The following is a 23,575-nucleotide window of genomic DNA, read 5'->3' as shown; positions in this document are numbered from 1 at the left end:
CACGCGGGGCGGGGGTTGCCACCCCCCGCCCCGCATGGGAGAGGATGGCGGAATCCGTACGAAGGGAAAATCACGGTGAGCATCGACCCGTCCTCGATTCCGAACTTCGGGGGCCAGCCCGAGCCGCAGCCCCAAGGGCCGGCGGGCCCCGTCGTCCCGGATCAGGACCTCGTGAAGCAGCTCCTGGACCAGATGGAGCTGAAGTACGTCGTCGACGACGAGGGTGACCTCGCGGCGCCGTGGGAGGAATTCCGTACGTACTTCATGTTCCGCGGCGAGGGAGACCAGCAGGTCTTCTCGGTGCGTACGTTCTACGACCGCCCGCACCAGATCGACGCGAAGCCGGCGCTGCTGGAGACCATCGACGACTGGAACCGCCGCACCCTGTGGCCCAAGGTCTACAGCCACACCCACGACGACGGCACGGTCCGCCTCATCGGCGAGGCCCAGCTGCTGATCGGCACCGGCGTCAGCCTGGAGCACTTCGTCTCGTCGACGGTCAGCTGGGTGCGGGCCGCCATCGAGTTCGACAAGTGGCTCGTCGAGCAGCTCGGCCTGGCCGAGGACGTCGACGAGGCCGACAAGCCCAAGGGTGACGAAGACGGCGAGTAGGTGCCCGGAAGCGGCGCGTAGCCATCGGCCGGCCCGGTGGCTACAGGGGGCCCGGTTCACGACGACCAGGAACGCCCCGTAGACGTACGAGAGCCCGGCCGGTGCGCCCACCACCACGGCGGCGTGCCACGGCCGGGCTCTCGCCGTCCGCGCCGGCGCCACCGCCACCGACAGGAGCAGCGGTAAGGCGGGCAGCAGGAAGCGCGAACTACGCCGCGACCCGCCGACTCCGGGTTGAGGTGCCTGTCGGCAAGGGTGAGCGTGGCGAACCGATCACCGAAACGGCACGGGCAAGCTCCCAGTCCCCCTGGCCGACGGCCGCACCTTCACCCTCGACCTCGACGAACTCCCGCGCCCGGAGCCCGAGGCGGACGACCGCTGACGAAGGACTCCTGGTGCGGCCGTGCCGTCGGCACCGCCGTCGTCGGACGTAGTCGTTCCTGGTCGGGAGCAGGCCGTGGATCTCGGCCTGCCGCACCCGGTCGGGCAGGGGGCGTCCGCTCTCCAGCGAGCCGCTCGGCGACCCTCACCTGTGGAGAAACCTCTGCGACAAAGCCCAGCTCGAGGTCCGCGCGCACACCGGCTGCTGGGCCACCATCAACCCGCCCCGCCCCGGTGGAGTACGCGAGCAGACCACCCGCGAACGCTGGAACAAGATCCACGACCTCCTCGGCCAGGGCGTCGGCCTGCTTGACTGCTCCCGCCGCCTGGGCCTGTCCCTGAACACCGTCAAACGCTACGCCCGCATGCCCGAACCCCAAGCCCTGCGCATCGCCCCCGCCTACCGACCCACCCTCGTCGACCCCTACCGCGACCATCTGCGCGCCCGCCGCACGGCCGAACCGGCAGTTGCTGTCACCCACCTCCTCGCAGAGATACGGGAGTTGGGCTACACCGGCAGCGCGAACCTCCTGGTCCGCTACCTCAACCAGGGCCGCGCCGAAGGCGACCGCCCCGTCACCACCCCACGTCACGCCAGCCGCCTCCTGCTCACCGACCCCGAAAACCTGCGTCCGAAGGAAACGGCCCTGTTGGAGAAGATCGCCGCGGCCTGCCCGGAGATGACCGCACTCGCCGATCTCGTAGGCGGCTTCGCCACCCTGCTGAAACCGGGCGAGGGCAACGACGTGAAACTCACCGAGTGGATCACGGCCGCCCGTGCCGTCGACCTGCCCCACCTGCGCAGCTTCACCAACGGCCTCGAAATCGACCGGTCCGCCGTGGACGCCGGCCTCACCCTGCCTTACCACAACGGCCGCACCGAAGGCGTCAACACTCGCACCAAGAGGATCATGAAGCAGATGCACGGACGCGCCGGATTCGACCTCCTCCGCCACCGCGTCCTCCTGCCCTGACGGACACCCGGCGTCACCACCGACTACGGGCCAGAGCCGTTGATTAGACACTCCCTCATGGCGCCGACCGAGAAGTACGGATCACCTGCGTGGGATGCATGTAGATGACGGGCCCGTGCTCGGCGCGTTGGCACTCATCGTCGTGGTCGGCTACGTCTGCGGTCGACTCGCCCGACGGGCGCGGCAAAGTCGCGGATCCCGCACGTTGTAGGGCCTCAAATCTCGTGTCGGAATCTCACGGCTGGTGCCGGATGGAAGTCGGATCCGACGCGGCGCTGAGACATGCAGGTCGCGCCTGTACCTCGTTCGCGTTGAAACGCCGACGCCTGGAAGGCCAAGCGGCCGGGCCGGGAACAGCCGGCCCGGTCTGCACGGTTGCATCGACCGGGGGACCGGCGCCGCACGGGCGGGGAACACGGAGACCACAAGGTCGTCCGCCCCACCAGGATCCGGGCCCCAGGATCGCGGTACGCCCGCCGCGCACTCGGCCCAAGACGCATTTCCGCAGGAGGACTGTTTCATGACTGACCGGCCCTTGACGCTCATGGCAGTACACGCCCACCCCGACGACGAGGCCACCGGAACCGGAGGGGTCCTCGCGCGGTACGCGGCGGAAGGCATCCGCACGGTTCTCGTGACGTGTACCGACGGCGGTTGCGGTGACGGACCGGGGGGTGTCAAGCCGGGCGATCCCGGGCACGATCCGGCGGCGGTCGCCTTGATGCGCCGTCAGGAACTCAAGGCGAGCTGTGACGTCCTGAAGGTCGGCGATCTGGAGATGCTGGACTATGCCGACTCCGGGATGACGGGCTGGCCGAGTAACGACGCCCCCGGATCCTTCTGGCAGACCCGCGTGCAGGAAGGCGCGGCCCGGCTCGCGGAACTCATGCGGCACTACCGACCTGATGTGGTCGTCACCTATGACGAGAACGGCTTCTACGGCCACCCCGACCACATCCAGGCCCACCGCATCACGATGGCGGCGCTGGAGATGACCGCGCTGGCACCGAAGGTGTACTGGACCACGATGCCCCGCTCGATGATGCAGCGGTTCGGCGAGATCATGCGGGAGTTTCATCCGGACATGCCGGAGCCGGATCCTGCCGAGGCCGCCGCGATGGCCGAGATCGGCCTCCCCGACGATGAGATCACCACGTGGGTGGACACCACCGCGTTCAGCGGTCAGAAGTTCGACGCGCTGGCCGCGCACGCCAGTCAGGGTGAGAACATCTTCTTCCTCAGGATGGGCAAGGAGAGGTTCGGCGAGTTGATGGGCATGGAGACCTTCGTACGTGTCCAGGACGCCACCGGCGCGGCCGTACCCGAGAACGATCTCTTCGCCGGACTGCGCTGATCCGCCCGTCCGGCCGGCCGGGAAAGCGCATCGACCGCACGGCGCGATCGAGCGGGTCACACACCCGGAGGCCTGTCCACGCGAGTTCCGCTCCGGCAGCCCGCCTCCAGGCCCTCGCCGCGGCGTCGACGCGTGCCCGCACTGCCGACCCGACACCGCGCTCGTCCCCAAACCACCTGGCAACCGCACAGGTGGGAGACCTGCGGGCTGTCGAATTGGGCTGACTGACCGACTCTGCGGCCCTTGCTCGCACAACAAACCTCGTTCCCTCTTCGGAGGCGCCGGGGCGGGAGGAGCCGGCGAGCCGGGTACGGATGATCTGCTCCCCTGGCTGCTGTCACGTCTGGCGGCGGAACTGCGCTCTTCGGCCGGGCGGGAAGCTCGTGACCACGATTGCCCACACCGCCCTTCTGATTACGGTGGAAATGGGCGAGGACGGGGTTGCCCGGGACAGTGTCCAGCCCGAGGGCTCACCTTCCGCCCCGCCTTCGGCAACGTCGCCCTGTGCGTGAAGTGCCGCACGGTGACGAAGGCCCCCCGTGCCCGTTCGCTGGATACAGAGCACGAGCGGCCTGGGAACGACTCTTCACGCCTGCCCCGACCACGCGGCGGAGCTGACCCCGGCCCGGTTCCCGGGGAGCTGGAGGGGCCACTTCTGGTCCCGCACGGGCCCCGTCCGCCGTAACCCGCTCCGGGTGCTGGGCGGGCTCATTTCCGCAGCTCAGACAACCTTCTGATTGCTTCTTCCATCACATCGGTCCGCTTGCAGAAGGCGAACCGTACGAAGGGCGCGCCCTGTTCACTGTGGTCGTAGAAGACCGCGTTGGGGATCGCCACCACCCCGCAGCGCTCCGGCAGCGCACGGCAGAAGGCGAAGCCGTCGCTCTCGCCGAGGGGGCGGATGTCGGTGGTGATGAAGTACGTGCCGGCCGGGCGGAAGACCTTGAAGCCCGCCTGCTCCAGGCCGCTCGCGAGCAGGTCCCGCTTGGCCCGCATGTCGGCGCGGAACTCGTCGAAGTACGTGTCGGGGAGGCTTAGGGCCTCGGCGATCGCGTACTGGAAGGGCCCGGAGGCGACGTACGTCATGAACTGCTTCGCCGAGCGCACCGCCGTGACGAGCCCGGGAGACGTCGTCACCCAGCCGACGCCTCGTTCATACACTCATTCGCGTGTCGCGCAACAAGCCCATCAGGGGCATCTCCAGCACCGTCGGTGAGCCGGCTGCCGTTCGTGTCCCGTGATGCACGGTCCAAAGGCATCTCACGGCCGGTTTCTGCGGCTGGTCCCGGGGCGTCGCTTCAGCGGTCTGTCAATCGCATTGCCGAACCACTGCCGGCGGTGACTGTTGCCGTGATCACCGGGACACCTGGGCCAGCCTCCACCCATGTCCCGGTCGGCCCCGACTGCGGGGTGACCACGTACAACGAGTCATACGTGAACTGCACCGACCTGCGTACCGTGGACAAACCAAGGCTCTGGCGGCGTCTCGGCCTGCTGCATCCGAACGAGATGCGAGGTGTGGAGGAGTGCGTTCGCGTGATCCTGGGGCCGGCGCAGTCGTCGGCCGCCCCAGGGAACCCGCCCTTCCCTGTGCGTCCCAGGTGTTGAGGCCCGCCCTTCGCGCCGAGGGTGGGGTCTCAGCTCCCGTCCGTCCAGTACTTCTGGAGTCTCGCGACCGCCTCGTCCTTGGTCATCCCCGCCACGGTGTCCTCGCCAACGCCCACACGGTGGATGAGCAGATGCACCAGGTCAGCGGGAAGGGCCTCGCTCGGCGGCTCGGGGGCACCTCGGTCAGGCAACTCGCCCTGCTGTACGCAGGCCCAGAACTCGTCCTCGCTGACGTCCAGTTGGTCCCGCAGGATATGTCGCCACATCGCGGCGCCGTACGCGGTGCGGTCCACCGGGTGCGAGATTCCGGTGCGCAGGATCCGGCCGTCGTGCAGGGTGAGTTCGTAGGTCACGTGATGGGTACCGGTGCGCCCGCGTGCGTCCCGGACGCGTTCCCACTTCTCGGCACGGCAGAAGCGGTCATGGTTCTCACGGTCGGGCTGGGGCCAGGTCACCGTGGAGCACCCACCAGCCAGTCGCGCAGCTGTCCGTCGTCGCTGAGAGCGATCAATTGCACCAGGCCCCAGTTGTCCGCGTGGTTGGGTGCGGTCCGTAGCCTGTCCTGCCAGTCCTCGGCATACTCGCGAAGGACCTGGACCATCTCCCCTATGGCTTCGTCGAAGGTAGCCCCGTCGGCGGCCAGCGGCAGGCCGGACAGAAAGACGGACCAGCCGCCCGCCTCGGCGACCACCTCCGCCTTCGAGGGGCACACCAGCGACAGATACCGGCGCAGCCGCTCCACGTCCACGACTGCCGAGCGCCCGGAGTCACGGCGTACGGTCGCCACCCGTCCCTCGTCGGCCGCGTCGAGGAGGTCCTTCAGGTGTGTGCGCGCCTGGGTGTAGCTCTCGTAGTGGACCGCGGCCATGACCTGCCTCCTTGTTCGTCCCGACCTCTCCAGCGTGCACTCGTCCGTCAAGTACGTCAAGTACGTCAAGTACGTGACGGTGGGTGCGGTCGCTGGAGGCGGGGTTGCTCCAGAGTCTCCGGTCGTCCGCCTCGTCCCGGCGCAGCGTCCAGCTGACCTCGGACGGCCTCGCGGCGGCGGCGAGATTCACGCGAGAGACCGCCCAAGACCAACCGCACATGGCAATACCAACAGGTAGGTGGCCGGCCCGACCTCACTCAGGACGCGAGGCGCTGCAGGCGGCTGGCGGCCTCGGCGAGGGCGTCGTCCTTCTTGCAGAAGGTGAAGCGGACCTGGCTGCGGTCGGCGTCGGGGTGGTCGTAGAAGACGGAGTTGGGGATGGCGACGACACCGCAGCGTTCGGGGAGGGCGCGGCAGGAAGCGTGGGCGTCCTTCTCACCGAGGGGGGTGATGTCGATGGTGATGAAGTACGTGCCGGCCGTCCGGAACACCTCGAAACCGGCGTCCGCCAGCCCCGTCGCCAGGAGGTGCCGCTTGGCCAGCATGTCCGCGCGGAACGCCTCGAAGTAGCTGTCCGGCAGCGCGAGCGCCTCGGCGACGGCGTACTGGAACGGCCCGGACGACACATACGTCAGGAACTGCTTGGCGGAACGGACGGCGGTCACGAGTTCCGCGGTACCGGTAACCCAGCCGACACCTCACTGGCCTACCTATTCCTATTCCTATGTCGTGCGACAGACACCGCTGCGGAGCTCCGGCACCGGCGGTGAGCGGGCCGCACGACCTGTCCGAACCGGTCTGGCGGCCGTACCGACGGGCTCGGTGACGCGGCACCGTCCGCCGTATCCTGACCACACACGGGAAGGAGCCGTCCATGAGCGTCGACGCGATCGTGCACACCGAGTTCCCCAAGGGATACACGGTCCTGTTCGGGGCCGACGGAAAGGTGATCATGACCCCGCAGAGCTTCGAGCACTCCAGCACGATCAAGTCGATGCAGTACGACACGGTCGTGTCCCTCGGACGCCATGCGAAGACCGCCTCTGACGTCTACATCGACTTCCCCGCTGACGAGAACTCCGCGCCCGACCTGGCGATCTTTCGGGAGGACGCCCGCCGGGAGGGCAAGCGCTACAGCTTCGAGGACGTCCTGCTGATCTCCGAGGTCGTCTCGACCTCCTCCGCGCGCAAGGACTACGACGACTGCACCGCCAAGTACGGCCGCTACGGAATCCCGATCTACCTGGTCGTGGACCCGTACGCCCAGGAAGTCGTCCTCCACACCCAGCCGACCGGCACGGGGTACATCGCGGCACACACGCACAAGTACGGCACGGGCAAGCTCCCCATCCCCCTGGCCGACGGTCGCACCTTCACCCTCGACCTCGACGAACTCCCGCGCCCGGAGCCCGAGGCGGACGCCCGCTGACGGAGGGGACGAACTCACGGGAGAACCCCGGCGCACCGCCCGGTGCGTCTAGAGCGCCGCCCTGAGCCGCTTCACGGCCTCCTCCAGCACGCCCGTCCGCTTGCAGAACGCGAACCGTACGAACGGGGCGCCCTGCTCGCGGTGGTCGTAGAAGACCGCGTTGGGGATGGCGACGACACCGGCGCGTTCCGGCAGGGCGCGGCAGAAGGCGAAGCCGTCCGTCTCGCCGAGGAGGCGGACGTCGGTGGTGACGAAGTACGTGCCCGAGGGGCGGAAGACCCGGAAGCCGGCCTCCTCCAGGCCCGCCGACAGCAGGTTCCGCTTGGCGAGCATGTCGGCGCGGAAGGCGGTGAAGTACGACTCGGGCAGCGCCAGTGCCTCGGCGATCGCGTACTGGAACGGGCCCGCCGAGACGTACGTCAGGTACTGCTTCGCCGAGCGCACCGCCGTCACCGGCTCCGGGGCCGCCGTCACCCAGCCCACTCCGTGCTCGCACACCTATTCGTGTGCGGCGCGGGTCGGTTGCGAGAAGGGTGCTGTGCCCGACCTTCGAGTCCCGTCAGCTTTCGTAGTGGTAGCGGCACTGTGCGATCAGGACGCCGTCCTCGGTGGCTTTGTAGATCAACCGGTGCTCGTCGTTGATGCGGCGCGACCAGTAGCCCTGGAAGCCGTGCTTGAGCGGTTCCGGTTTGCCGATGCCCTCGTTGCCGTTCCGGGTGATGTCCGTGATGAGTGTGTTGATGCGCTTCAGGATCTTCCGGTCCTGAAGCTGCCACCACAGGTAGTCCTCCCAGGCGCGGGAGGAGAAGGTGATCTTCAACGCGCGGCCCTTACTCGTCGGTCGCCAGCTCGCGCACGGTGCCGCCGCCGTTTTCCAGCTCGTCGATGGAGGCGAGCAGGCGCCGGGCGTTGGCCGGACTGCGCAGCAGGTACGCCGTCTCCTTCAGGGACTCGTAGTCCTCAAGGGAGACGATGACCACCGGCTCATGGCCGGCCCGGGTGATGACGACCTCTTCGCGGTCGTCGGTGACGGAGTTGAGCACCTCGGCGTACCGCGCGCGCGACTCGGAATACGTCATGGTCTTCACAATCGACCCTCCTTCCACGTACAGAAAATTGTACGTCCGTCCCTGTCGGTGCGGCAAGCGTCGAAATGACGGCCTCCGGCGCGAAAGCGCCGGACGGGCGAGGCGTGGCAGGCGGCGGGGGACGCGTCGACCAGTCCCGCAGGACGCCGGTCAGCCCGCGAATGCCTTGCGGAGCCGTTCCGCCGCCTCTGTCAGTACCTCGGCTCGCTTGCAGAACGCGAACCGTACGAAGGGCGCGCCGGCCTCGCGGTGGTCGTAGAAGACCGCGTTGGGGATCGCGACCACCCCGCAGCGCTCCGGCAGCGCGCGGCAGAAGGCGAAGCCGTCGGTCTCGCCGAGGGGCCGGATGTCGGTGGTGATGAAGTACGTGCCCGCCGTCCGGAACACCTCGAACCCGGCGTCCGAGAGCCCCGCCGCCAGCACGTCGCGTTTGGCCAGCATGTCCGCGCGGAACGCCTCGAAGTAGCTGTCGGGCAGCGCGAGGGCCTCGGCGACGGCGTACTGGAACGGTCCGGACGCCACGTACGTCAGGTACTGCTTCGCCGAGCGCACGGCCGAGACGAGCGCGGGCGCGGCCGTCACCCAGCCGACCTTCCACCCCGTGAAGGAGTAGGTCTTGCCGGCGGACCCGATGGTGACGGTCCGCTCCCGCATACCGGGGAAGGTCGCCAGCGGCAGATGCTCGGCGTCGTCGAAGACGAGGTGCTCGTACACCTCGTCCGTCACCACCAGCAGATCCCGCTCCACGGCCAGCTCGGCGATCGCGGTCAGCTCCTCACGGGTGAGGACCGTGCCGGTCGGGTTGTGCGGGGTGTTGATCAGCAGCAGCCGCGTCCGGTCGGTGACGGCGTCCCGCAGCTCGTCGAGGTCCAGCCGGAATCGTCCCTCGGACGGCCGTAGCGTCACCGGTACGCGCGTCCCGCCCGCCATCGCGATGCAGGCCGCGTACGAGTCGTAGTACGGCTCCAGGGCGATCACCTCGTCGCCGGGTTCGAGCAGGCCGAGCATGGCCGCCGCGATGGCCTCCGTGGCACCGGCCGTGACCAGCACCTCCGTGTCCGGGTCGAACTCCAGCCCGTACCGCCGCCGCTGGTGCGCGGAGATCGCGGTGCGCAGCTCGGGGACGCCCGGCCCCGGCGGGTACTGGTTGCCGCGCCCGTCGCGCAGCGCCCGTACGGCGGCCTCGCGGATCTCCTCGGGGCCGTCGGTGTCCGGGAAACCCTGGCCCAGGTTGATCGCCCCGGTCCGCAGGGCGAGCGCCGACATCTCGGCGAAGATCGTCGTCCCGAACTCGGCGAGCCGCCGGTTGAGCGCGGGACGGGGGGCGGAATCGGCCGGGTCCGAGGTGCCCGGGGGATCCAGGGGGCTTGCGCTGGAGGTCATGGCCGTCATCCTGCGCCGAACCTCTGGACTTCCTCAACTCTGCTTTGGCCGGTGAGGCGCGAGGGCATCCCCACGTCACGCAGGATCCACGGGGGGTCTGCGAGGGGGAACGAAAGGCAGGTGACCGAGATGGAGGTCTTCTACATCGTCTTCGCGGCGGTCGCGGTGACCGCTCTGCTGTTGCGGCTCGGCGGTGGCTCCCGGCGTGGTCGACGCCGCTCGCACGGCTGGTGGGCGGACGGCGGTTCGTCGCAGCAGGGGGGCGGAGTGTCGTGCGGGGGAGGCCCGTCCTGTGGCGGGGGGTCCTCCTCCTGCGGTGGAGGCGGCTGCGGCGGCGGCAACTGACCGCGTGGCGCCGAGAGCCGATTGTGTGGTGCCGGGTCCGTACGGCGGAGCTCTGGACTCGCTCGGCTCGGCTTCGAGCAACGGGGCGCGGGGGCATCCCCGCGACACGCAGGTGAGCGAGGCGCCCACGGGGGGCGGCTTCGGGGGACTCGGGAAGAGGGGAAGGTGACGCCATGAACGCGATCGCGGTGCTCGGCATCATCCTGGCGGTGGTCTGTGTCGTGGTGGTGGTCGGCGTGGCCGTCAGCCTGAGCAGGGCGGACGCGGCACGCCGCCGCCCGCCCGCCCGCCGGGGCGGCAACGCCCACCGGGGCAGCCGCAGCGGCAACGACTCCGGCGGCGGCGACAACAGCTGGTGGGTGCTCGGCGCCACCGGCGTCGGCGACCCCGGGTCGTTCCCTGCCGCCTCGAACGACGACAGGGGATCGTCGTCCGGAGGCGGAGCGTCCTGCGGCAGCTCCTCGTCGTGCGCCGGCAGCAGCGGTTCGTCCTGCGGTGGCGGGTCCTCCTCCTGCGGCGGTGGCGGTGGCGGTGGCGGATGCGGTGGAGGCAGCTGACACGGGGCAGCTGGGCTCCACGGCACGAGCGCCTGCCGGGATTCGTCTCCCGGTAGGCGCTCGTGTGTGTACACGCGCTCGTCGGGGGGCAGGCGCGTGGACGGGCACGTCGGAGCCGCGCTCGCGTGCGTCTGCCCGGTCCCGTCCGGCCGGTGAGGGCGGCGCTCGGATGGGACTCCGGTGCACGCCTGAGTACGCCGGGTGAACCGGGTTGTCCGGCGGGCGCTCCCCGGAGTTCGCGCACCTGCTCGGTGGGCGTGCGAGGAGCACATCGGCGGGTGGGGCGTGCGCCCGGTTGAACAGTTGAGCTGGGCAGCCCTCGAGGGGATGGAAAGCACATCAAGTTGGGTAAAAACGCTGTGGTGGCGCCACAGTTCATGATTCCCTATAAATCGCCGACGCAGCCCCCGGATGTCCCTCCCGGCAGGCCTGACCGGACCGACTGGGACGTCGTCCTCACCTGACCTGGCTGACCGGGTTGTATCTCCCGGTGCCGGCCGGGGTGCGCCGGACCCACTCCTCTTCATCTTTGCGTCGCTGCGGAGCCGACCCATGCTCACGACCCTGAACACCGCCTACACCGACACGCGCGCGACCGACCTCGCCTGGGCCCTGGGCCGCGAGCCGCTGCCCGCGCTCGCCGCCCTCGACCTCGAACTCGCGAACGTCAAACTGCAGTTGCGGCTGCTCGGCGCGTCCCACCAGGTACTTCTTGAGGAGGAGCAGGGCGGCAACTGTTCGGAGACGGTCGCCTGCATCCCGGGTTCCAGCACGCCCCTCCCGCTCGGCGTGGCCACCCGTATGGGCGACTGGGAGTACGAGTTCGCCGCCCGCGTCGAGGTCCTCTCCCCGGGCTCCTTCGCAGGCCGCGCCCAGGAGTTGCTGGCCCTCGTCTCCGACCACCCGCACGGCCTCGCGGGAGTCTTCCCCGGCAGCCCCCACGCCTTCACCGCGATGCTCGCCCAGCACCACGAGGGCCAAGTGCACTGGCGTACGTGGCACGCGTATCCACAGGACGGCCAACTGGTCGCCACGAGAACCAGGGTCGGGGTGCAAATCCCTGCGGCGCTCTGAGGAGAAGTACGGGGCGCAGCCCCGGCTTCTCGGGGCGCGGGTGGTGTCACCTACGCGGCTTCGCAGCGTGGGCGCGAGCAGCCACGACTCACCCGCAGCCGCCGAACGACCCGAACCCACGGGCCGTCAGGCACCCGTCAAAGCGTCGCAGACCACCCGTGTGGGTGACCCAGTGCAGCGCACGCGTGACGGTAGCGTGCCAGGAGTGATCGAGCCGCACGCCCCCGCACCCCCCGGCGCCCCTCCCCCTGGCGCGGCCACGGGGGCCCCGGCGCCCAGGCATGGCTACCGGTCCGCCCAGGACTCGGCCGCTTCCTCGTCCTCGCCGGCGTCTTCGTCTGCGCAGCCTGCGGACTCGTGTACGAGCTCGAACTCGTCGCCCTCGCCTCGTACTTGATCGGCGACTCCGTCACCCAGGCCTCCGTCGTCCTCTCGGTCATGGTCTTCGCCATGGGCATCGGCTCCCTCGCCGCCAAACCCCTCCGCCCCCGCGCGGCCCTCGGCTTCGGCGTCATCGAGGCCGCCCTCGCCCTCGTCGGCGGCTGCAGCGCCCTCGCGCTGTACGCGGCGTTCGCCTGGACGGGTGACTGGGGCGGCATCTGGGCGAGCGGCTCGCGCTACCTCCTCGTTGCCTTCTCCCTCGCCATCGGCCTGCTCATCGGCGCCGAGGTCCCGCTGCTGATGGAGCTGATCCAGCGCATCCGCCGGCAGGACGCGGTCGGCGCCGTCGCCGACCTGTTCGCGGCCGACTACGTGGGCGCGCTGGTCGGCGGCCTCGCCTTCCCCTTCCTCCTGCTGCCCTGGCTCGGCCAGTTGACCGGCGCCCTGCTCACCGGCACGGTCAACGCCCTCGTCGGCGGCGCCCTCGTCCTGGGCCTGTTCCGCCACGACCTCAGCCGCCGCGCCCGCTGGCTGCTGCTGGTCACCAACCTCGCCGTCCTCGGCCTCCTCGCCACCGCCGCCGTACACGTCGACGACTTCGAACGCGCGGCCAGGCGCGCGGTGTACGGAACGGACGTACGGGTGGCGCTGCGGACCGGCATCCAGGAGGTCGTCATCACCGGCGGCCGGGACGGCCGCCCGCTCTCCCTCTTCCTCGACGGCCGACCGCGCATCAGCGGCCGGGACGAACACCGCTACCACCGGGCCCTCGTCCACCCCGCCATGAACGCCGGCCCCCACACGCGCGTCCTCGTCCTCGGCGGCGGTGACGGGCTCGCCGCCCGCGAGGTGCTCCGCCACGAGGACGTACGCCAGGTCGACGTCGTGGAACTCGACCCGGGCGTGGTGCGCCTGGCCCGCGCGGACCCCGCGCTCGCCGCCCTGAACGGCCACGCCTACGACGACGACCGCGTCCGCGTCTTCACGGAGGACTCCTTCGCCTGGCTGCGGGACGCCCGCTCGACGGCGACGTACGACGTCGTGATCTCGGACCTCCCCGACCCCGGCATCACCGCCAGCACCAAGCTGTACTCGCAGGAGTTCTACGGCCTGGCCCGCCAGGTCCTGGCCCACGACGGCCGGATCGTGGTGCACGCGGGCCCGGTGTCGTCCCGTCGGCACGTCTTCTGGACGGTCGACGCGACCGTCCGCGCCGCCGGGCTGCACACCACCCCCTACCGTGTCACCGCACCCGACCCCGGCTTCGTCACCGGCCCCGACCGCACGGCCCACACCTCCCGCGTGCCCCACGACTGGGGCTTCGTCCTGGCGACGCCGACGCCGATGCCGTCGGATGCCCGCCTCCCGCCGCCGGACCTCGGCGCAGGGGCGGTACGACTAGACGCGGACGACCGCGTGGAGGGGCTGCCGCCGTCGACGCTGGTGCATCCGAGGTACGCCGGCTGAGCCTCGTGCGACCGCATGGGCCGGGTGGGTTGGGTGGGCCGTTGGGTTGGGTGGGCCGGGTGGGGCCGCTCGGGGCGGAACGCGAGCGATAACGCGTATGTACGGGTGCGGTGCGGCGCCTGCTGGGTAGGCTCGACTGCCATGGAGCATGAGGTGTTCGTTCCGGTTCCCGTCGGCCGCCTCCGGGAGGCGCTGTCCGACCCCGAGCGGGTGGCCCGAGCGGTCCCCGGGCTCCAGCAGGACGCGGGGACCCCACCCGTGGCCGGCCGCCTGAGGGTACGCGTCGCCGGCCACACCATCACCTACCGCGGCGCCCTCCGTGTCACCCCCCAGGACGACGGCTCCTACGCCGTCGAGGGCGACGCGACCGAATCCCGCGGAACCGGCTCCGTCCAGCTCACCCTCACCCTCGGCCTCGTCCCGGCCCTCGGCGGCACCACCCTCACCTACGTCGGCACGGCCACCGCCGACGGCCGTGTGACCGAACTCCCGCCCGAGGGGGTGTCCTCGGCGGTGACACGGCTGCTGGGGAGGTTCGCGGAGAACCTGGGGGCCGTGGCCGACGAAGAGCGAGAGAAGGAAGAGGGGACGAGGCAGGGGCAGCAGGAGGAAGAAGGAACCCCTGCCCCCGAGACCAAGGCTCCCGAGGCCGCTGGAGGTCCAGCCGAGGACGAGGGCGAGGGCGAGGACGAGGGCGAGGACGCCCCGACCGTTGACGCCGAATCCGCCGAATCCGCCGAAGCCCCAGAGTCCGCCGACACCACGGACGCCGAAGCCGCCGGAACCGCTGACACCGAAGCCGCCGGACCCACAGGTGACACCGGAGCCTCGGGCGAGGACGAGCCCCCGGCCTCCGCCTTCGAGAGCGATGTCCCCCCGTCGCCCCTCGACCCCTTCGCCGAGGGCGACTTCGTCGCCGGGAACGAGCCGCCGGCCGAGGCCGCGCACGCGCGCCGGACGATGATCGGCCGCAGCGCGGAGGAGGTGGACCACGCGCCGCCACGAGGCCGGTACGCCCCGGTCCCGGCGCCCGAGACCGTCTCCGCGAGCGCGGCTCTCCGCTGGGCGGCCCCGGCGGCTGCCCTGGCCGTCGCCACCGCCGTCATCGTGAGCCGCGCCCTCCGCAGACGCCGCTGATGCCGACGCCGCCGGGAGCCTCGGGCCTCTTCGGGCTCGACGAGAGGCCGCCGCCGAAGACGGACGGACGGGCGTTCCGCACCGCCCTCTACACGGTCGCCCGCGCTACCGGAGGGCGGGTGGGACAGATGGAGGAACGGAGCTGTCCCAGGACCTTCCACACCGCCTCGGTGATCCATGAAACGGCCGAGAGCGTCGTTCTCTGCCACATCCACCACCCCTGGATCGCGTTCGTCCGGGAGCGCCTGGACCCTACGACGACGAGTTCCTCGTACCGCCGTCGTGGGCGGACGCGTTCGGCGCGGCGGGGTTCGTGGTCCTCGGCCGCGAGCAGCTCGGCGCGCCCCTTCGCCGAGTGGACGCCTCGGCCATGTCCGCGGCCCAGTGGAGCCAGGCGCGCTACCACGGAACCGGCACGCTGGGCGGAGTGCTCTTCAACTCGTGGGACTGCCCCCACCGGGCTCCCACCTAACCGCGTCGCACTCCGTTGAACCCTGTCGAGCGCCCTGAACTTGCTGGGCCGGCGGGCCCAGTAGGGTCGAAGGGGTGAGTAGCGAAGAGATCACGTTGGCCGCGGGTGACGCGGAGGTCGTGCTGGCGCCGGGGAACGGTGGCCGGGTGGCGGGGCTGCGCGTCGGTGGGGTCGAACTGCTGCGTCAGGGCGAGCGGTTCGGGTGCTTTCCGATGGTGCCGTGGTGCGGGCGCATCCGGGACGGCCGGTTCCTCAGCGGCGGCAGCGTGCGGCAGATGCCCCTGAACGCCCCGCCCCACGCCATCCACGGCACGGCGCGCGACGGAGCGTGGCGCGTCGCGAGCCACGGCGACACCCAGGCCGTCCTCACCTACGACCTCGTCGAGCCCTGGCCCTACCCCGGACGCGTCACCCAGGTGGCGGCCCTCACCCCGGACGCCCTCACCCTCACCATCTCCGTGGAGACGTACGACTCCTCCTTCCCGGCCCAGATCGGCTGGCACCCCTGGTTCAACCGGAACCTGGCGGGCGGCGGGGAGGACGTACGGATCGACTTCACACCCGCCTGGCAGGAGGAGCGCGGCGCGGACCACCTCCCGACCGGCAACCGCCTCGACCCGAAGCCCGGCCCCTGGGACGACTGCTTCGGCATGCCCGGCGGCGTCGACGTCACCCTCACCTGGCCGGGCCGGCTGGAGCTGAAGGTCGCCTCCCGGGAGGAGTGGGTCGTCGTCTACGACGAGCAGGCGGAGGCCGTGTGCGTCGAGCCGCAGACCGGCCCGCCCGACGGCCTCAACACCCACCCCCGTCTGGTCACCCCCATCGACCCCCTCGAAGCCACGACCACCTGGACCTGGCGGCGGCTGTAAGGGGACATAAGGGCCCCCTTAAGCTGGCTGCCATGACTGACGTGGACGTACGCGGATCGCTGCTGCAGCAGATCAAGGACAAGGCCGTGGTGCGCGGCAAGGTGACCCTGTCGTCGGGCCTGGAGGCGGACTACTACGTCGACCTGCGCCGCGTCACGCTCGACGGCGAGGCCGCCCCGCTGGTCGGGCAGGTACTGCTCGACCTGACCGCCGACCTCGACTTCGACGCGGTCGGCGGGCTCACCATGGGCGCCGACCCCGTCGCCGGCGCGATGCTGCACGCGGCTGCCGCGCGGGGCCGCAGGCTCGACGCGTTCGTCGTCCGCAAGGCGGCCAAGGCGCACGGCATGCAGCGACGGGTCGAGGGGCCCGACATCGCGGGCCGCCGGGTCCTCGTCGTGGAGGACACGTCCACCACCGGCGGCTCCCCGCTGACCGCCGTCGAGGCCGTGCGTGCGGCCGGCGCGGAGGTCGTCGCCGTCGCCACCATCGTCGACCGGGCGACCGGCGCCGCCGAGAAGATCGAGCAGGGCGCGGGCGTCCCGTACCGCTTCGCGTTCTCGAAGGACGAGCTGGGCCTCGACTGAGCTCGCCCCGACCGGGGGAGCGCCGAGGCCAGGGTTCACCGAGCAGTTCGGGACGCCCTGGCCGGAGCATCCGGTCATGTCTGGAAGGATGGGGCCGACGATGATGTCGCAACCCTAGGTCAGGGCTCGTAAGCACAACGCCACCCGCACATACAAGGAGCGGACCATGCCCATCGCAACCCCCGAGGTCTACAACGAGATGCTCGACCGGGCGAAGGCAGGCAAGTTCGCCTACCCGGCCATCAACGTGACCTCGACCCAGACGCTGCACGCCGCGCTGCGCGGCTTCGCGGAGGCGGAGAGCGACGGCATCGTCCAGATCTCGACCGGCGGCGCCGAGTTCCTGGGCGGTCAGTACAGCAAGGACATGGTGACCGGCTCGGTCGCCTTGGCCGAGTTCGCGCACATCGTGGCCGAGAAGTACCCCGTGACGGTGGCCCTGCACACGGACCACTGCCCGAAGGACAAGCTGGACGGCTACGTACGGCCGCTGCTGGCGGTCTCGGAGGAGCGGGTCGCGCGCGGCGAGAACCCCCTCTTCCAGTCCCACATGTGGGACGGCTCGGCGGAGACCCTCGCCGACAACCTCTCCATCGCCCAGGAACTCCTCGCCCGCGCCGCCGCCGCGAAGATCATCCTTGAGGTCGAGATCACCCCGACCGGTGGTGAGGAGGACGGCGTCTCCCACGAGATCAACGACTCCCTCTACACGACGGTCGACGACGTGATCCGTACGGCCGAGGCGCTGGGCCTGGGCGAGAAGGGCCGCTACCTGCTGGCCGCGTCCTTCGGCAACGTCCACGGCGTGTACAAGCCGGGCAACGTCGTCCTGCGCCCCGACCTCCTCAAGGAGCTGAACGAGGGCGTCGCCGCCCGCTTCGGCAAGGAGTCCCCCTTCGACTTCGTCTTCCACGGCGGCTCCGGCTCCACGGAGGAGGAGATCCGCACCGCCCTGGAGAACGGCGTCGTCAAGATGAACATCGACACCGACACCCAGTACGCCTTCACCCGCCCCGTCGCCGACCACATGTTCAAGAACTACGACGGCGTCCTGAAGGTCGACGGCGAGGTCGGCTCCAAGAAGACCTACGACCCGCGCACCTGGGGCAAGCTCGCCGAGGCGTCCATGGCCGCGCGCGTCGTCGAGGCCTGCGGGAACCTCCGCTCGGCGGGCACGAAGATCAAGTAAGTCGTAGGGATGGCGGCCTCGCCGCCATCCCTGCCCGCAGCCGCACGAGCGACCGCGGGCAGCAGCCGCGTCGGGGGCCAGCCCCGGCTGTCCCGACCGCCCTGGCTGACGGGCCGCCGTGTCGCTTGGGCGATGGGGGTCCCTCCCGGTCGAGCGAAGTCGAGAGCGGGGAGGGTGGGCGCGGCGGCACCCCATGAGGGTGCGGGCCGCGCGATCCCGCCCGGCCCGCACCCTCACCGCCCGTCCCACGGCTCCGGGCACGTTCAGCTCCCGCACCCGCTCACCTCGCGCACCCGCACACCTGGCCCGATCGCCCCCGTAAGGGAGATGATTCCGACCATGGCCGACGTACGCCTGGCCTCCCCCGGGGCAAGTGGATTCTGCTGACCACGGTGCTCGGCTCCAGCATGGCCATGCTGGACTCGACGGTCGTCAACGTCGCCCTCCCCCGCATCGGCCTGGACCTGGAAGCCGACCTCGCCGCCCTCCAGTGGACCGTCAACGCGTACATGCTCACCCTCGCCGGCCTGATCCTCCTCGGCGGCGCGTTGGGCGACCGTTTCGGCCGCCGCAAGATCTTCGTCGTGGGCGTGGTGTGGTTCGCCGTGGCCTCACTCCTCTGCGGCATCGCCCCGAACGCCGGCGTGCTGATCGCCGCCCGAGCCCTCCAGGGCGTGGGCGGCGCACTCCTCACCCCCGGCTCCCTCGCCCTCATCCAAGCCTCCTTCCACCCCGACGACAGGGCCAGGGCGGTGGGCCTGTGGTCCGGCTTCGGCGGCATCGGCGCGGCCGTCGGTCCGTTCCTCGGCGGCTGGCTGGTGGACGGTCCCGGCTGGCGCTGGATCTTCCTGCTGAACGTCCCCCTGGCACTCCTCTGCGTCCCGGTCGCCGCCCGCCACGTACCGGAGTCGGCGGACGGCCGCGGTCACGCCGGAGGCTTCGACGTCCTGGGCGCCACGCTCGGTGCCGCGTCCCTCGCGTTCCTCACCTACTCGCTGATCGAGGCCCGAGCGGGCTCGGTGACGGTCGTGGCCACCGCACTCGCCGGCGTGGCGGCTGCCGTGGCCTTCGTCCACGTGGAACGCCACCGTGCCGACCCGATGATGCCGCCGGAGATATTCGGGTCCCGCCAGTTCACGGCGGTCAACATCGTCACCCTGTTCGTGTACGCGGCCTTCAGCGGCTTCTTCTTCCTCACCGCCCTCCAGCTCCAGGTGGTCTCCGGCTACTCGGCCCTCGGAGCCGGTGCGGCCCTGCTCCCCATCACCGTCCTGATGCTCGTCCTCTCCGCCCGCGCGGGTGCCCTCGGCGAACGCGTCGGCCCGCGCATCCCCCTCACCGTCGGCCCTCTGCTGTGTGCGGCGGGCGTCCTGCTGATGCTCCGGGTGGGCCCCGAAGCCTCGTACGCGGCGGACGTCCTCCCCGCTCTGCTGGTCATGGGCCTCGGCATGGTCACCCTTGTCGCGCCGCTGACCGCCACCGTCCTCGCCTCCGTCACCACCGACCACGCCGGCCTCGCCAGCGGCATCAACAACGCCGCCGCCCGCGCCGCCGGCCTCCTCGCCGTGGCCGCCCTCCCCCTGATCGCCGGCATGGGCCCCGAGGCCTACCGCTCACCCGCCCGGTTCGACACCGCCTTCGCCACGGCGATGATCGCCTGCGCGGCCACCCTGGTCACCGCGTCAGCCCTCGCCTACACCACCGTCCGCCGCCCCGCTCCGGACTGCCACCACCCCGAATGCCACACCCACGCCTGCGTGACGTCACCACCCCTGGAGGGCCCGCAGCCGGACGAGGCCACGGACAAGTAGCGGGGCAGGGGCGGCAGCCCACGGCGGGGGCGAGGTGTGATCGTGCAGTTTCCGCATCCCGTGCCGCCGCCGCTGCCTGAGTGACGGCGGCACAGACGTTTCAGCTGCGGCGACTACCGCTTCAGCTCCGTGTACGCCTCGGCGCTGCTGTCCTTGAGGAACTGCCAGCAACGTTCCGTCTCGTCCTTCTCGTTGATCTCGCCCGCGGCACGGGCAAGGGCGGCGAGGCAACGCAGGAATCCGCGATTGGCCCGGTGGTCCCAAGGGATGGGGCCATGCCCCTTCCACCCGGCTCGGCGCAGGGAGTCCAGGCCGCGGTGATAGCCGGTCCGGGCGTACGCGTACGACTCGACCACTCGCCCCGCCTCGAAGGCGTCGTCGGCGAGCATGGCCCAGGCGAGCGAGAACGTAGGGTGCTTCGCCGCGACCTCGACCGGCGGTTGGGACTCCTCGCCCAGCAGGCGGTACGCCTCTTCGTTCTCCGGCAGGTAGGTCGGGTCCGGGCCGCCGAGCAGGTTCTTGTGCGTCGTCATAGAAGCAGTCTGCCACTTGGGGATGGGCCTTCGGGATGCGCATCAGGGTCACCATCGCCAACAAGTCCTCGGCGGACACCTCGCGGCGTAGGAAGCGCAAGCATCTGGAACTGGCGGCGCAGGGCAAGCTCCCCGGTGGCCGGGCGCCGTACGGATGGAACCGCGAGGACCGCAGGACGCTGGTGCCGGAAGAGGCCGAGAACCTCCGCAAGGCGGTGAAGGACTTCCTGGGCGGCATCCGCTGGGCGTCGATCGCGCGTGAGTGGCGGGGCTAGGGGTGAGGTCGCACAGCGGCGGTCTCTTCGACGACTCCAAGATCAAGCGGATGCTGATGAACCCGCGGATCTGCGGATACCGGATGCACCAGGGTGAGTTGTTCCTGGACGAGAGTGGTGAGCCCGTCGTCGGCGACTGGGAGCCGATCGTCACCCCCGACGACTGGTACCTGCTCACGGAGAAGGTTCGGCGAGAGGGGGAGGGGCGGGACGTACGGGACTACGCCACCAAGTACCTTCTCTCCGGCATCGCTCGGTGCGGAAGGTGCGGTGCCAAGATGCGGGCCTTCCCGTCGTACCGGAAGTCGAAGACGTCATCGCAGTTCAGGTACGCGTGCCCCGGTAAGAACGACGGGGGATGCGGGGGAGTGGCCAGGGCCGGTGAACCGGTCGACCGCCTCGTCAGGAACGCGGTGTTCCTCAGCTCGGACAAGGCGCTCGCGAGCGTCCGTGAGCACGCGCCGGAATGGACCAAGGAGGAGCAACTTGCCTCTCTGGAACGGAACATGGCCGACTTCAAGCAGGCGTGGCAGGAAGAGCGCATGTCGGCCGCCCGCTACATCGCGCTCACCGAGGACCTGGAGAAGCCGATCGCGGAACTGCACCGGGAGCGAGCCCTGCACCGTGCGGAGGTCGCGACCTTTTCGGCCGGCCCCATCGACATACGGGCGCGGTGGGAGAAACTGACGATCGAGCAGCAGCGCGCCGCCGTCCTCAAGGTCTTCCGCGCGGTCGGCATCAAGCCCGCGTCGAACGGGCCGATCTTCGACCCGGCGGACATCGAGCCGGTGCTCAGGTGACAGACGGAAGCCGGGCCCCATTGCGACTGGGGCCCGGCTTCGTTCGTTCACGCGAGCAGGAGGAGTACGATCGCTGCTCGCAGTTCCTGAAGGACTCCTCCCCGACGGCGGCGCAGACCCTGAGCTGACCGGGGCTTTGTCGCAGGTCCGCCCGGGGTGACCAGGCGGACCTTGCGATCGTGTGGCCGGATCCCCGACCATGCCGGTGGGGACCGGGGCCCCCGTGTCGGAATCGGCAGGGGCGGACCGCTACCCGGAGTACACAGCAGGAGACAGCGATGTCCCACCAGGCTCAGCCCCACGAGGCTTCGGAGCCCGAGACCCCGCATCTCGATTTCCACGGCACGACCCCGTACGAGGACTACGTCAGGGCGGACGTGCTCACCCACCTCCAGCACCCCCTCTCCGACGACCCCGGAGAGATGGTCTTCCTGGTCACGACCCAGGTGATGGAGCTGTGGTTCACCGTCCTCGTCCACGAGTGGGAGACGGCGGCGCGAGCGCTGCGGGGTGAGGACGTACCGACCGCCACCGCCGCGCTGAAGAGGTCCGTACGCGAGCTGGAGGCGCTCAACGCCTCCTGGAAGCCGCTCGGCCAGCTCACGCCGGCCCAGTTCAACTCGTACCGGTCCGCCCTCGGCGAGGGCTCCGGCTTCCAGTCGGCGATGTACCGGCGCATGGAGTTCCTGCTCGGCGACAAGTCCGCGTCCATGCTGGTCCCGCACCGGGGCGCGCCCCGCCTGCACGCCGAGCTGGAGAAGGCGCTGCACGAGCCGAGCCTGTACGACGAGGTGGTGCGACTGCTCGCGCGGCGCGGGTACGACATCCCTCAGGCCGTGCTGGGGCGCGACGTGTCGCTGCGCTACGAGCCGTCCCCGGAGGTGGAGGCCGCCTGGACGGCCGTCTACTCGGGCGACGAGGGCGACGAACTCGCCCGGCTCGGCGAGGCGTTGAGCGATGTCGCCGAGCTGGTGTGGCGCTGGCGCAACGACCACCTCGTCGCCACCCGCCGCGCGATGGGCGCCAAGACCGGCACGGGCGGTTCCGCCGGAGTGGCCTGGCTGGAGAAGCGGGCGCAGAAGCACGTGTTCCCCGAGCTGTGGACGGCGCGCTCCCATGTCTGAACTCGCGATGCGTGCGGAGAAGCTGGACGCCGCCGACGACCTGCGCGGCAAGCGGGACGCCTTCGTCCTCGACACTGCGTCTGATCATGCGGCTGACGCCGCGGGGGTCTATCTCGACGGCAACTCGCTCGGCGCGCTGCCGGCCGTCGTTCCCGCGCGGGTCGAGGACGTCGTACGCCGCCAGTGGGGTGAGCTGCGCATCCGGTCCTGGGAGGAGAGCGGCTGGTGGACCGCGCCCGAGCGGATCGGGGACCGGATCGCGCCGCTGGTCGGAGCGGCGCCCGGGCAGATCGTGGTGGGCGACTCGACAAGTGTCAATGTCTTCAAGGCACTTGTGGGGGCGGTGCGGCTCGCCGGGCAGGGCCGCGACGAGATCCTCGTCGACGCCACGACCTTCCCCACCGACGGGTACATCGCGGAGTCCGCCGCCCGGATGACCGGCTGCACGCTGCGGCCGGTGGCACCGGCGGAGGTGCCGGGCGCGCTGGGCGACCGTACCGCCGCCGTCCTCCTCAACCACGTCGACTACCGCACCGGCCGGCTGCACGACCTGCCGGCGCTGACGGCCGCCGTGCACGGGGCGGGCGCGTACGTCGTCTGGGACCTGTGCCACAGCGCGGGCGCACTGCCGGTGGGGCTGGACGAGCACGGCGTGGATCTGGCGGTCGGCTGCACCTACAAGTACCTGAACGGCGGGCCGGGTTCACCGGCGTACCTGTACGTGCGCCGGGAGCTTCAGGACCGCTTCGACTCCCCGCTGCCCGGCTGGAACTCCCATGCCGAGCCGTTCGGGATGCGGAGCGGGTACGAGCCGGCCCCCGGCGCCCTGCGCGGCCGGGTCGGCACGCCGGACATCCTCTCCATGCTCGCCCTGGAGGCGGCTCTGGAGGTGTGGGACGGGGTGCCGGTCGAGGCGGTGCGGGCCAAGTCGCTCGCGCTGACGGACTTCTTCCTGGACTGCGTGGCCGAGTACGTGCCCGAGGGCAGGGTCGAGTACCTGACGCCGGTGCCGCACGCGGAGCGGGGCAGCCAGATCGCCCTGCGCTGCGACGGGGCCGGTGACGTGATGAAACGGCTCATCGAGCGGGGTGTGGTCGGCGACTTCCGGACGCCGGACGTGCTGCGCTTCGGCTTCACGCCGCTGTACGTGGGCTTCGCCGACGTGGAGCGGGCGGCGCGGGTTCTGGCGGAGACGCTGGCGTGAGTTCCCGGTGACGAACGGTGAACGGCCCCCGCCGCCGCGGGGGCCGTTCGCAC

At 70.7% G+C, this 23,575-nt stretch carries 21 protein-coding genes and 7 pseudogenes; 19 read left to right on the top strand and 9 right to left on the bottom strand.

Annotated features, from left to right (window positions below):
- Positions 1 to 75: 75 nt before the first annotated feature.
- The 3 genes and pseudogenes from WBG99_RS16195 (at position 76) to WBG99_RS16185 (ending at position 3,321) form a co-directional block, all read left to right on the top strand.
- Positions 76 to 612, top strand: coding sequence for a YbjN domain-containing protein (locus WBG99_RS16195; RefSeq protein ID WP_338896983.1), 537 nt, complete (start codon positions 76 to 78; stop codon positions 610 to 612).
- A 527-nt stretch (positions 613 to 1,139) separates the two neighbouring features.
- Positions 1,140 to 1,967: pseudogene (locus WBG99_RS16190) on the top strand (transposase); the annotation flags it as partial.
- Between the two features lie 520 nt (positions 1,968 to 2,487).
- Positions 2,488 to 3,321 (top strand): PIG-L family deacetylase, encoded by an 834-nt coding sequence (locus WBG99_RS16185; RefSeq protein WP_338896982.1) that lies wholly within the window; start codon positions 2,488 to 2,490, stop codon positions 3,319 to 3,321.
- A gap of 708 nt (positions 3,322 to 4,029) precedes the next feature.
- Here the strand turns inward: WBG99_RS16185 and WBG99_RS16180 are convergent.
- Positions 4,030 to 4,467: pseudogene (locus WBG99_RS16180) on the bottom strand (aminotransferase class I/II-fold pyridoxal phosphate-dependent enzyme); the annotation flags it as partial.
- 66 nt (positions 4,468 to 4,533) lie between these two features.
- Here WBG99_RS16180 and WBG99_RS16175 point away from each other — a divergent pair.
- Positions 4,534 to 4,929 (top strand): type II toxin-antitoxin system PemK/MazF family toxin, encoded by a 396-nt coding sequence (locus WBG99_RS16175; protein ID WP_338896981.1) that lies wholly within the window; start codon positions 4,534 to 4,536, stop codon positions 4,927 to 4,929.
- Between the two features lie 29 nt (positions 4,930 to 4,958).
- Here the strand turns inward: WBG99_RS16175 and WBG99_RS16170 are convergent, their stop codons facing one another.
- The 3 genes and pseudogenes from WBG99_RS16170 to WBG99_RS16160 form a co-directional block, all read right to left on the bottom strand.
- Positions 4,959 to 5,384: a cytotoxic translational repressor of toxin-antitoxin stability system gene (locus WBG99_RS16170; protein WP_338896980.1), complete on the bottom strand. Its 426-nt coding sequence runs from the start codon at positions 5,382 to 5,384 to the stop codon at positions 4,959 to 4,961.
- Positions 5,381 to 5,797: a prevent-host-death protein gene (locus tag WBG99_RS16165; protein WP_338896979.1), complete on the bottom strand. Its 417-nt coding sequence runs from the start codon at positions 5,795 to 5,797 to the stop codon at positions 5,381 to 5,383. Before WBG99_RS16165 ends, WBG99_RS16170 begins: the two co-directional genes overlap by 4 nt.
- A gap of 257 nt (positions 5,798 to 6,054) precedes the next feature.
- Positions 6,055 to 6,492 (bottom strand): annotated as a pseudogene (locus WBG99_RS16160) (aminotransferase class I/II-fold pyridoxal phosphate-dependent enzyme); the annotation flags it as partial.
- 179 nt (positions 6,493 to 6,671) lie between these two features.
- Here WBG99_RS16160 and WBG99_RS16155 point away from each other — a divergent pair.
- On the top strand, positions 6,672 to 7,226 hold the full coding sequence (locus WBG99_RS16155) for a Uma2 family endonuclease (RefSeq protein WP_338896978.1): 555 nt from the start codon (positions 6,672 to 6,674) through the stop codon (positions 7,224 to 7,226).
- A gap of 48 nt (positions 7,227 to 7,274) precedes the next feature.
- Here WBG99_RS16155 and WBG99_RS16150 read toward each other — a convergent pair.
- The 4 genes and pseudogenes from WBG99_RS16150 to WBG99_RS16135 all read right to left on the bottom strand — a co-directional run.
- A pseudogene (locus tag WBG99_RS16150) lies at positions 7,275 to 7,709 on the bottom strand (aminotransferase class I/II-fold pyridoxal phosphate-dependent enzyme); the annotation flags it as partial.
- A 76-nt stretch (positions 7,710 to 7,785) separates the two neighbouring features.
- On the bottom strand, positions 7,786 to 8,046 hold the full coding sequence (locus WBG99_RS16145; protein WP_338896977.1) for a Txe/YoeB family addiction module toxin: 261 nt from the start codon (positions 8,044 to 8,046) through the stop codon (positions 7,786 to 7,788).
- Positions 8,047 to 8,056: 10 nt separating this feature from the next.
- Positions 8,057 to 8,314, bottom strand: a complete 258-nt coding sequence (locus WBG99_RS16140) for a type II toxin-antitoxin system prevent-host-death family antitoxin (RefSeq protein ID WP_037676836.1) — start codon at positions 8,312 to 8,314, stop codon at positions 8,057 to 8,059.
- A 150-nt stretch (positions 8,315 to 8,464) separates the two neighbouring features.
- Positions 8,465 to 9,697 (bottom strand): pyridoxal phosphate-dependent aminotransferase, encoded by a 1,233-nt coding sequence (locus tag WBG99_RS16135; RefSeq protein WP_338896976.1) that lies wholly within the window; start codon positions 9,695 to 9,697, stop codon positions 8,465 to 8,467.
- Between the two features lie 120 nt (positions 9,698 to 9,817).
- Between WBG99_RS16135 and WBG99_RS16130 the strand changes: the two genes are divergently transcribed.
- The 9 genes and pseudogenes from WBG99_RS16130 to WBG99_RS16090 all read left to right on the top strand — a co-directional run bounded on the left by WBG99_RS16130 (position 9,818) and on the right by WBG99_RS16090 (position 19,586).
- Positions 9,818 to 10,042 (top strand): hypothetical protein, encoded by a 225-nt coding sequence (locus tag WBG99_RS16130; protein ID WP_338896975.1) that lies wholly within the window; start codon positions 9,818 to 9,820, stop codon positions 10,040 to 10,042.
- 173 nt (positions 10,043 to 10,215) lie between these two features.
- Positions 10,216 to 10,599: a hypothetical protein gene (locus WBG99_RS16125; RefSeq protein WP_338896974.1), complete on the top strand. Its 384-nt coding sequence runs from the start codon at positions 10,216 to 10,218 to the stop codon at positions 10,597 to 10,599.
- A 552-nt stretch (positions 10,600 to 11,151) separates the two neighbouring features.
- A complete protein-coding gene (locus WBG99_RS16120; protein ID WP_338896973.1) occupies positions 11,152 to 11,673 on the top strand; it encodes a DUF2617 family protein in 522 nt (173 codons plus the stop codon).
- Positions 11,674 to 11,878: 205 nt separating this feature from the next.
- Positions 11,879 to 13,521, top strand: a pseudogene (locus tag WBG99_RS16115) (polyamine aminopropyltransferase).
- Between the two features lie 141 nt (positions 13,522 to 13,662).
- Positions 13,663 to 14,658, top strand: a complete 996-nt coding sequence (locus tag WBG99_RS16110) for an SRPBCC family protein (protein WP_338896972.1) — start codon at positions 13,663 to 13,665, stop codon at positions 14,656 to 14,658.
- Between the two features lie 546 nt (positions 14,659 to 15,204).
- Complete coding sequence (locus tag WBG99_RS16105; RefSeq protein ID WP_338896971.1) at positions 15,205 to 15,999, top strand: aldose 1-epimerase; 795 nt, start codon at positions 15,205 to 15,207, stop codon at positions 15,997 to 15,999.
- Between the two features lie 32 nt (positions 16,000 to 16,031).
- Positions 16,032 to 16,586 carry an orotate phosphoribosyltransferase gene (pyrE, locus tag WBG99_RS16100; RefSeq protein ID WP_338896970.1) on the top strand — a complete coding sequence of 185 codons (555 nt, stop codon included), beginning with the start codon at positions 16,032 to 16,034 and terminating at the stop codon, positions 16,584 to 16,586.
- A gap of 166 nt (positions 16,587 to 16,752) precedes the next feature.
- Positions 16,753 to 17,775 (top strand): class II fructose-bisphosphate aldolase, encoded by a 1,023-nt coding sequence (fbaA, locus tag WBG99_RS16095; RefSeq protein WP_338896969.1) that lies wholly within the window; start codon positions 16,753 to 16,755, stop codon positions 17,773 to 17,775.
- A 339-nt stretch (positions 17,776 to 18,114) separates the two neighbouring features.
- Positions 18,115 to 19,586 (top strand): annotated as a pseudogene (locus tag WBG99_RS16090) (MFS transporter).
- A 113-nt stretch (positions 19,587 to 19,699) separates the two neighbouring features.
- Here the strand turns inward: WBG99_RS16090 and WBG99_RS16085 are convergent.
- Entirely contained in the window at positions 19,700 to 20,119 is a 420-nt protein-coding gene (locus WBG99_RS16085; RefSeq protein ID WP_338896968.1) for a DUF3151 domain-containing protein, read from the bottom strand.
- 35 nt (positions 20,120 to 20,154) lie between these two features.
- Between WBG99_RS16085 and WBG99_RS16080 the strand changes: the two genes are divergently transcribed.
- The 5 genes and pseudogenes from WBG99_RS16080 to kynU all read left to right on the top strand — a co-directional run bounded on the left by WBG99_RS16080 (position 20,155) and on the right by kynU (position 23,522).
- Positions 20,155 to 20,394, top strand: coding sequence for a hypothetical protein (locus WBG99_RS16080; protein ID WP_338896967.1), 240 nt, complete (start codon positions 20,155 to 20,157; stop codon positions 20,392 to 20,394).
- 2 nt (positions 20,395 to 20,396) lie between these two features.
- Complete coding sequence (locus tag WBG99_RS16075; RefSeq protein WP_338896966.1) at positions 20,397 to 21,194, top strand: recombinase zinc beta ribbon domain-containing protein; 798 nt, start codon at positions 20,397 to 20,399, stop codon at positions 21,192 to 21,194.
- 53 nt (positions 21,195 to 21,247) lie between these two features.
- A pseudogene (locus tag WBG99_RS16070) lies at positions 21,248 to 21,322 on the top strand (DUF3151 domain-containing protein); the annotation flags it as partial.
- A 150-nt stretch (positions 21,323 to 21,472) separates the two neighbouring features.
- Complete coding sequence (locus tag WBG99_RS16065; protein WP_338896965.1) at positions 21,473 to 22,318, top strand: tryptophan 2,3-dioxygenase family protein; 846 nt, start codon at positions 21,473 to 21,475, stop codon at positions 22,316 to 22,318.
- Positions 22,311 to 23,522 carry a kynureninase gene (kynU, locus tag WBG99_RS16060; RefSeq protein WP_338896964.1) on the top strand — a complete coding sequence of 404 codons (1,212 nt, stop codon included), beginning with the start codon at positions 22,311 to 22,313 and terminating at the stop codon, positions 23,520 to 23,522. The genes WBG99_RS16065 and kynU overlap by 8 nt, the downstream gene beginning before the upstream one ends.
- Positions 23,523 to 23,575: the final 53 nt, after the last annotated feature.

This window comes from Streptomyces sp. TG1A-60, assembly GCF_037201975.1.
Taxonomy (GTDB): domain Bacteria; phylum Actinomycetota; class Actinomycetes; order Streptomycetales; family Streptomycetaceae; genus Streptomyces.
Note: the sequence above shows the minus strand (reverse complement) of the source record. Positions and strands in the feature narration are given on the sequence as shown.

Coding starts and splice junctions, on each gene's coding strand:
- WBG99_RS16185 (WP_338896982.1), top strand. CDS start 2,488: ATGACTGACCGGCCCTTGACGCTCATGGCAGTACACGCCCACCCCGAC.
- WBG99_RS16165 (WP_338896979.1), bottom strand. CDS start 5,797: ATGGCCGCGGTCCACTACGAGAGCTACACCCAGGCGCGCACACACCTG.
- WBG99_RS16155 (WP_338896978.1), top strand. CDS start 6,672: ATGAGCGTCGACGCGATCGTGCACACCGAGTTCCCCAAGGGATACACG.
- WBG99_RS16135 (WP_338896976.1), bottom strand. CDS start 9,697: ATGACCTCCAGCGCAAGCCCCCTGGATCCCCCGGGCACCTCGGACCCG.
- WBG99_RS16125 (WP_338896974.1), top strand. CDS start 10,216: ATGAACGCGATCGCGGTGCTCGGCATCATCCTGGCGGTGGTCTGTGTC.
- WBG99_RS16120 (WP_338896973.1), top strand. CDS start 11,152: ATGCTCACGACCCTGAACACCGCCTACACCGACACGCGCGCGACCGAC.
- WBG99_RS16110 (WP_338896972.1), top strand. CDS start 13,663: ATGGAGCATGAGGTGTTCGTTCCGGTTCCCGTCGGCCGCCTCCGGGAG.
- pyrE (WP_338896970.1), top strand. CDS start 16,032: ATGACTGACGTGGACGTACGCGGATCGCTGCTGCAGCAGATCAAGGAC.
- fbaA (WP_338896969.1), top strand. CDS start 16,753: ATGCCCATCGCAACCCCCGAGGTCTACAACGAGATGCTCGACCGGGCG.
- WBG99_RS16085 (WP_338896968.1), bottom strand. CDS start 20,119: ATGACGACGCACAAGAACCTGCTCGGCGGCCCGGACCCGACCTACCTG.
- WBG99_RS16080 (WP_338896967.1), top strand. CDS start 20,155: ATGCGCATCAGGGTCACCATCGCCAACAAGTCCTCGGCGGACACCTCG.
- WBG99_RS16065 (WP_338896965.1), top strand. CDS start 21,473: ATGTCCCACCAGGCTCAGCCCCACGAGGCTTCGGAGCCCGAGACCCCG.
- kynU (WP_338896964.1), top strand. CDS start 22,311: ATGTCTGAACTCGCGATGCGTGCGGAGAAGCTGGACGCCGCCGACGAC.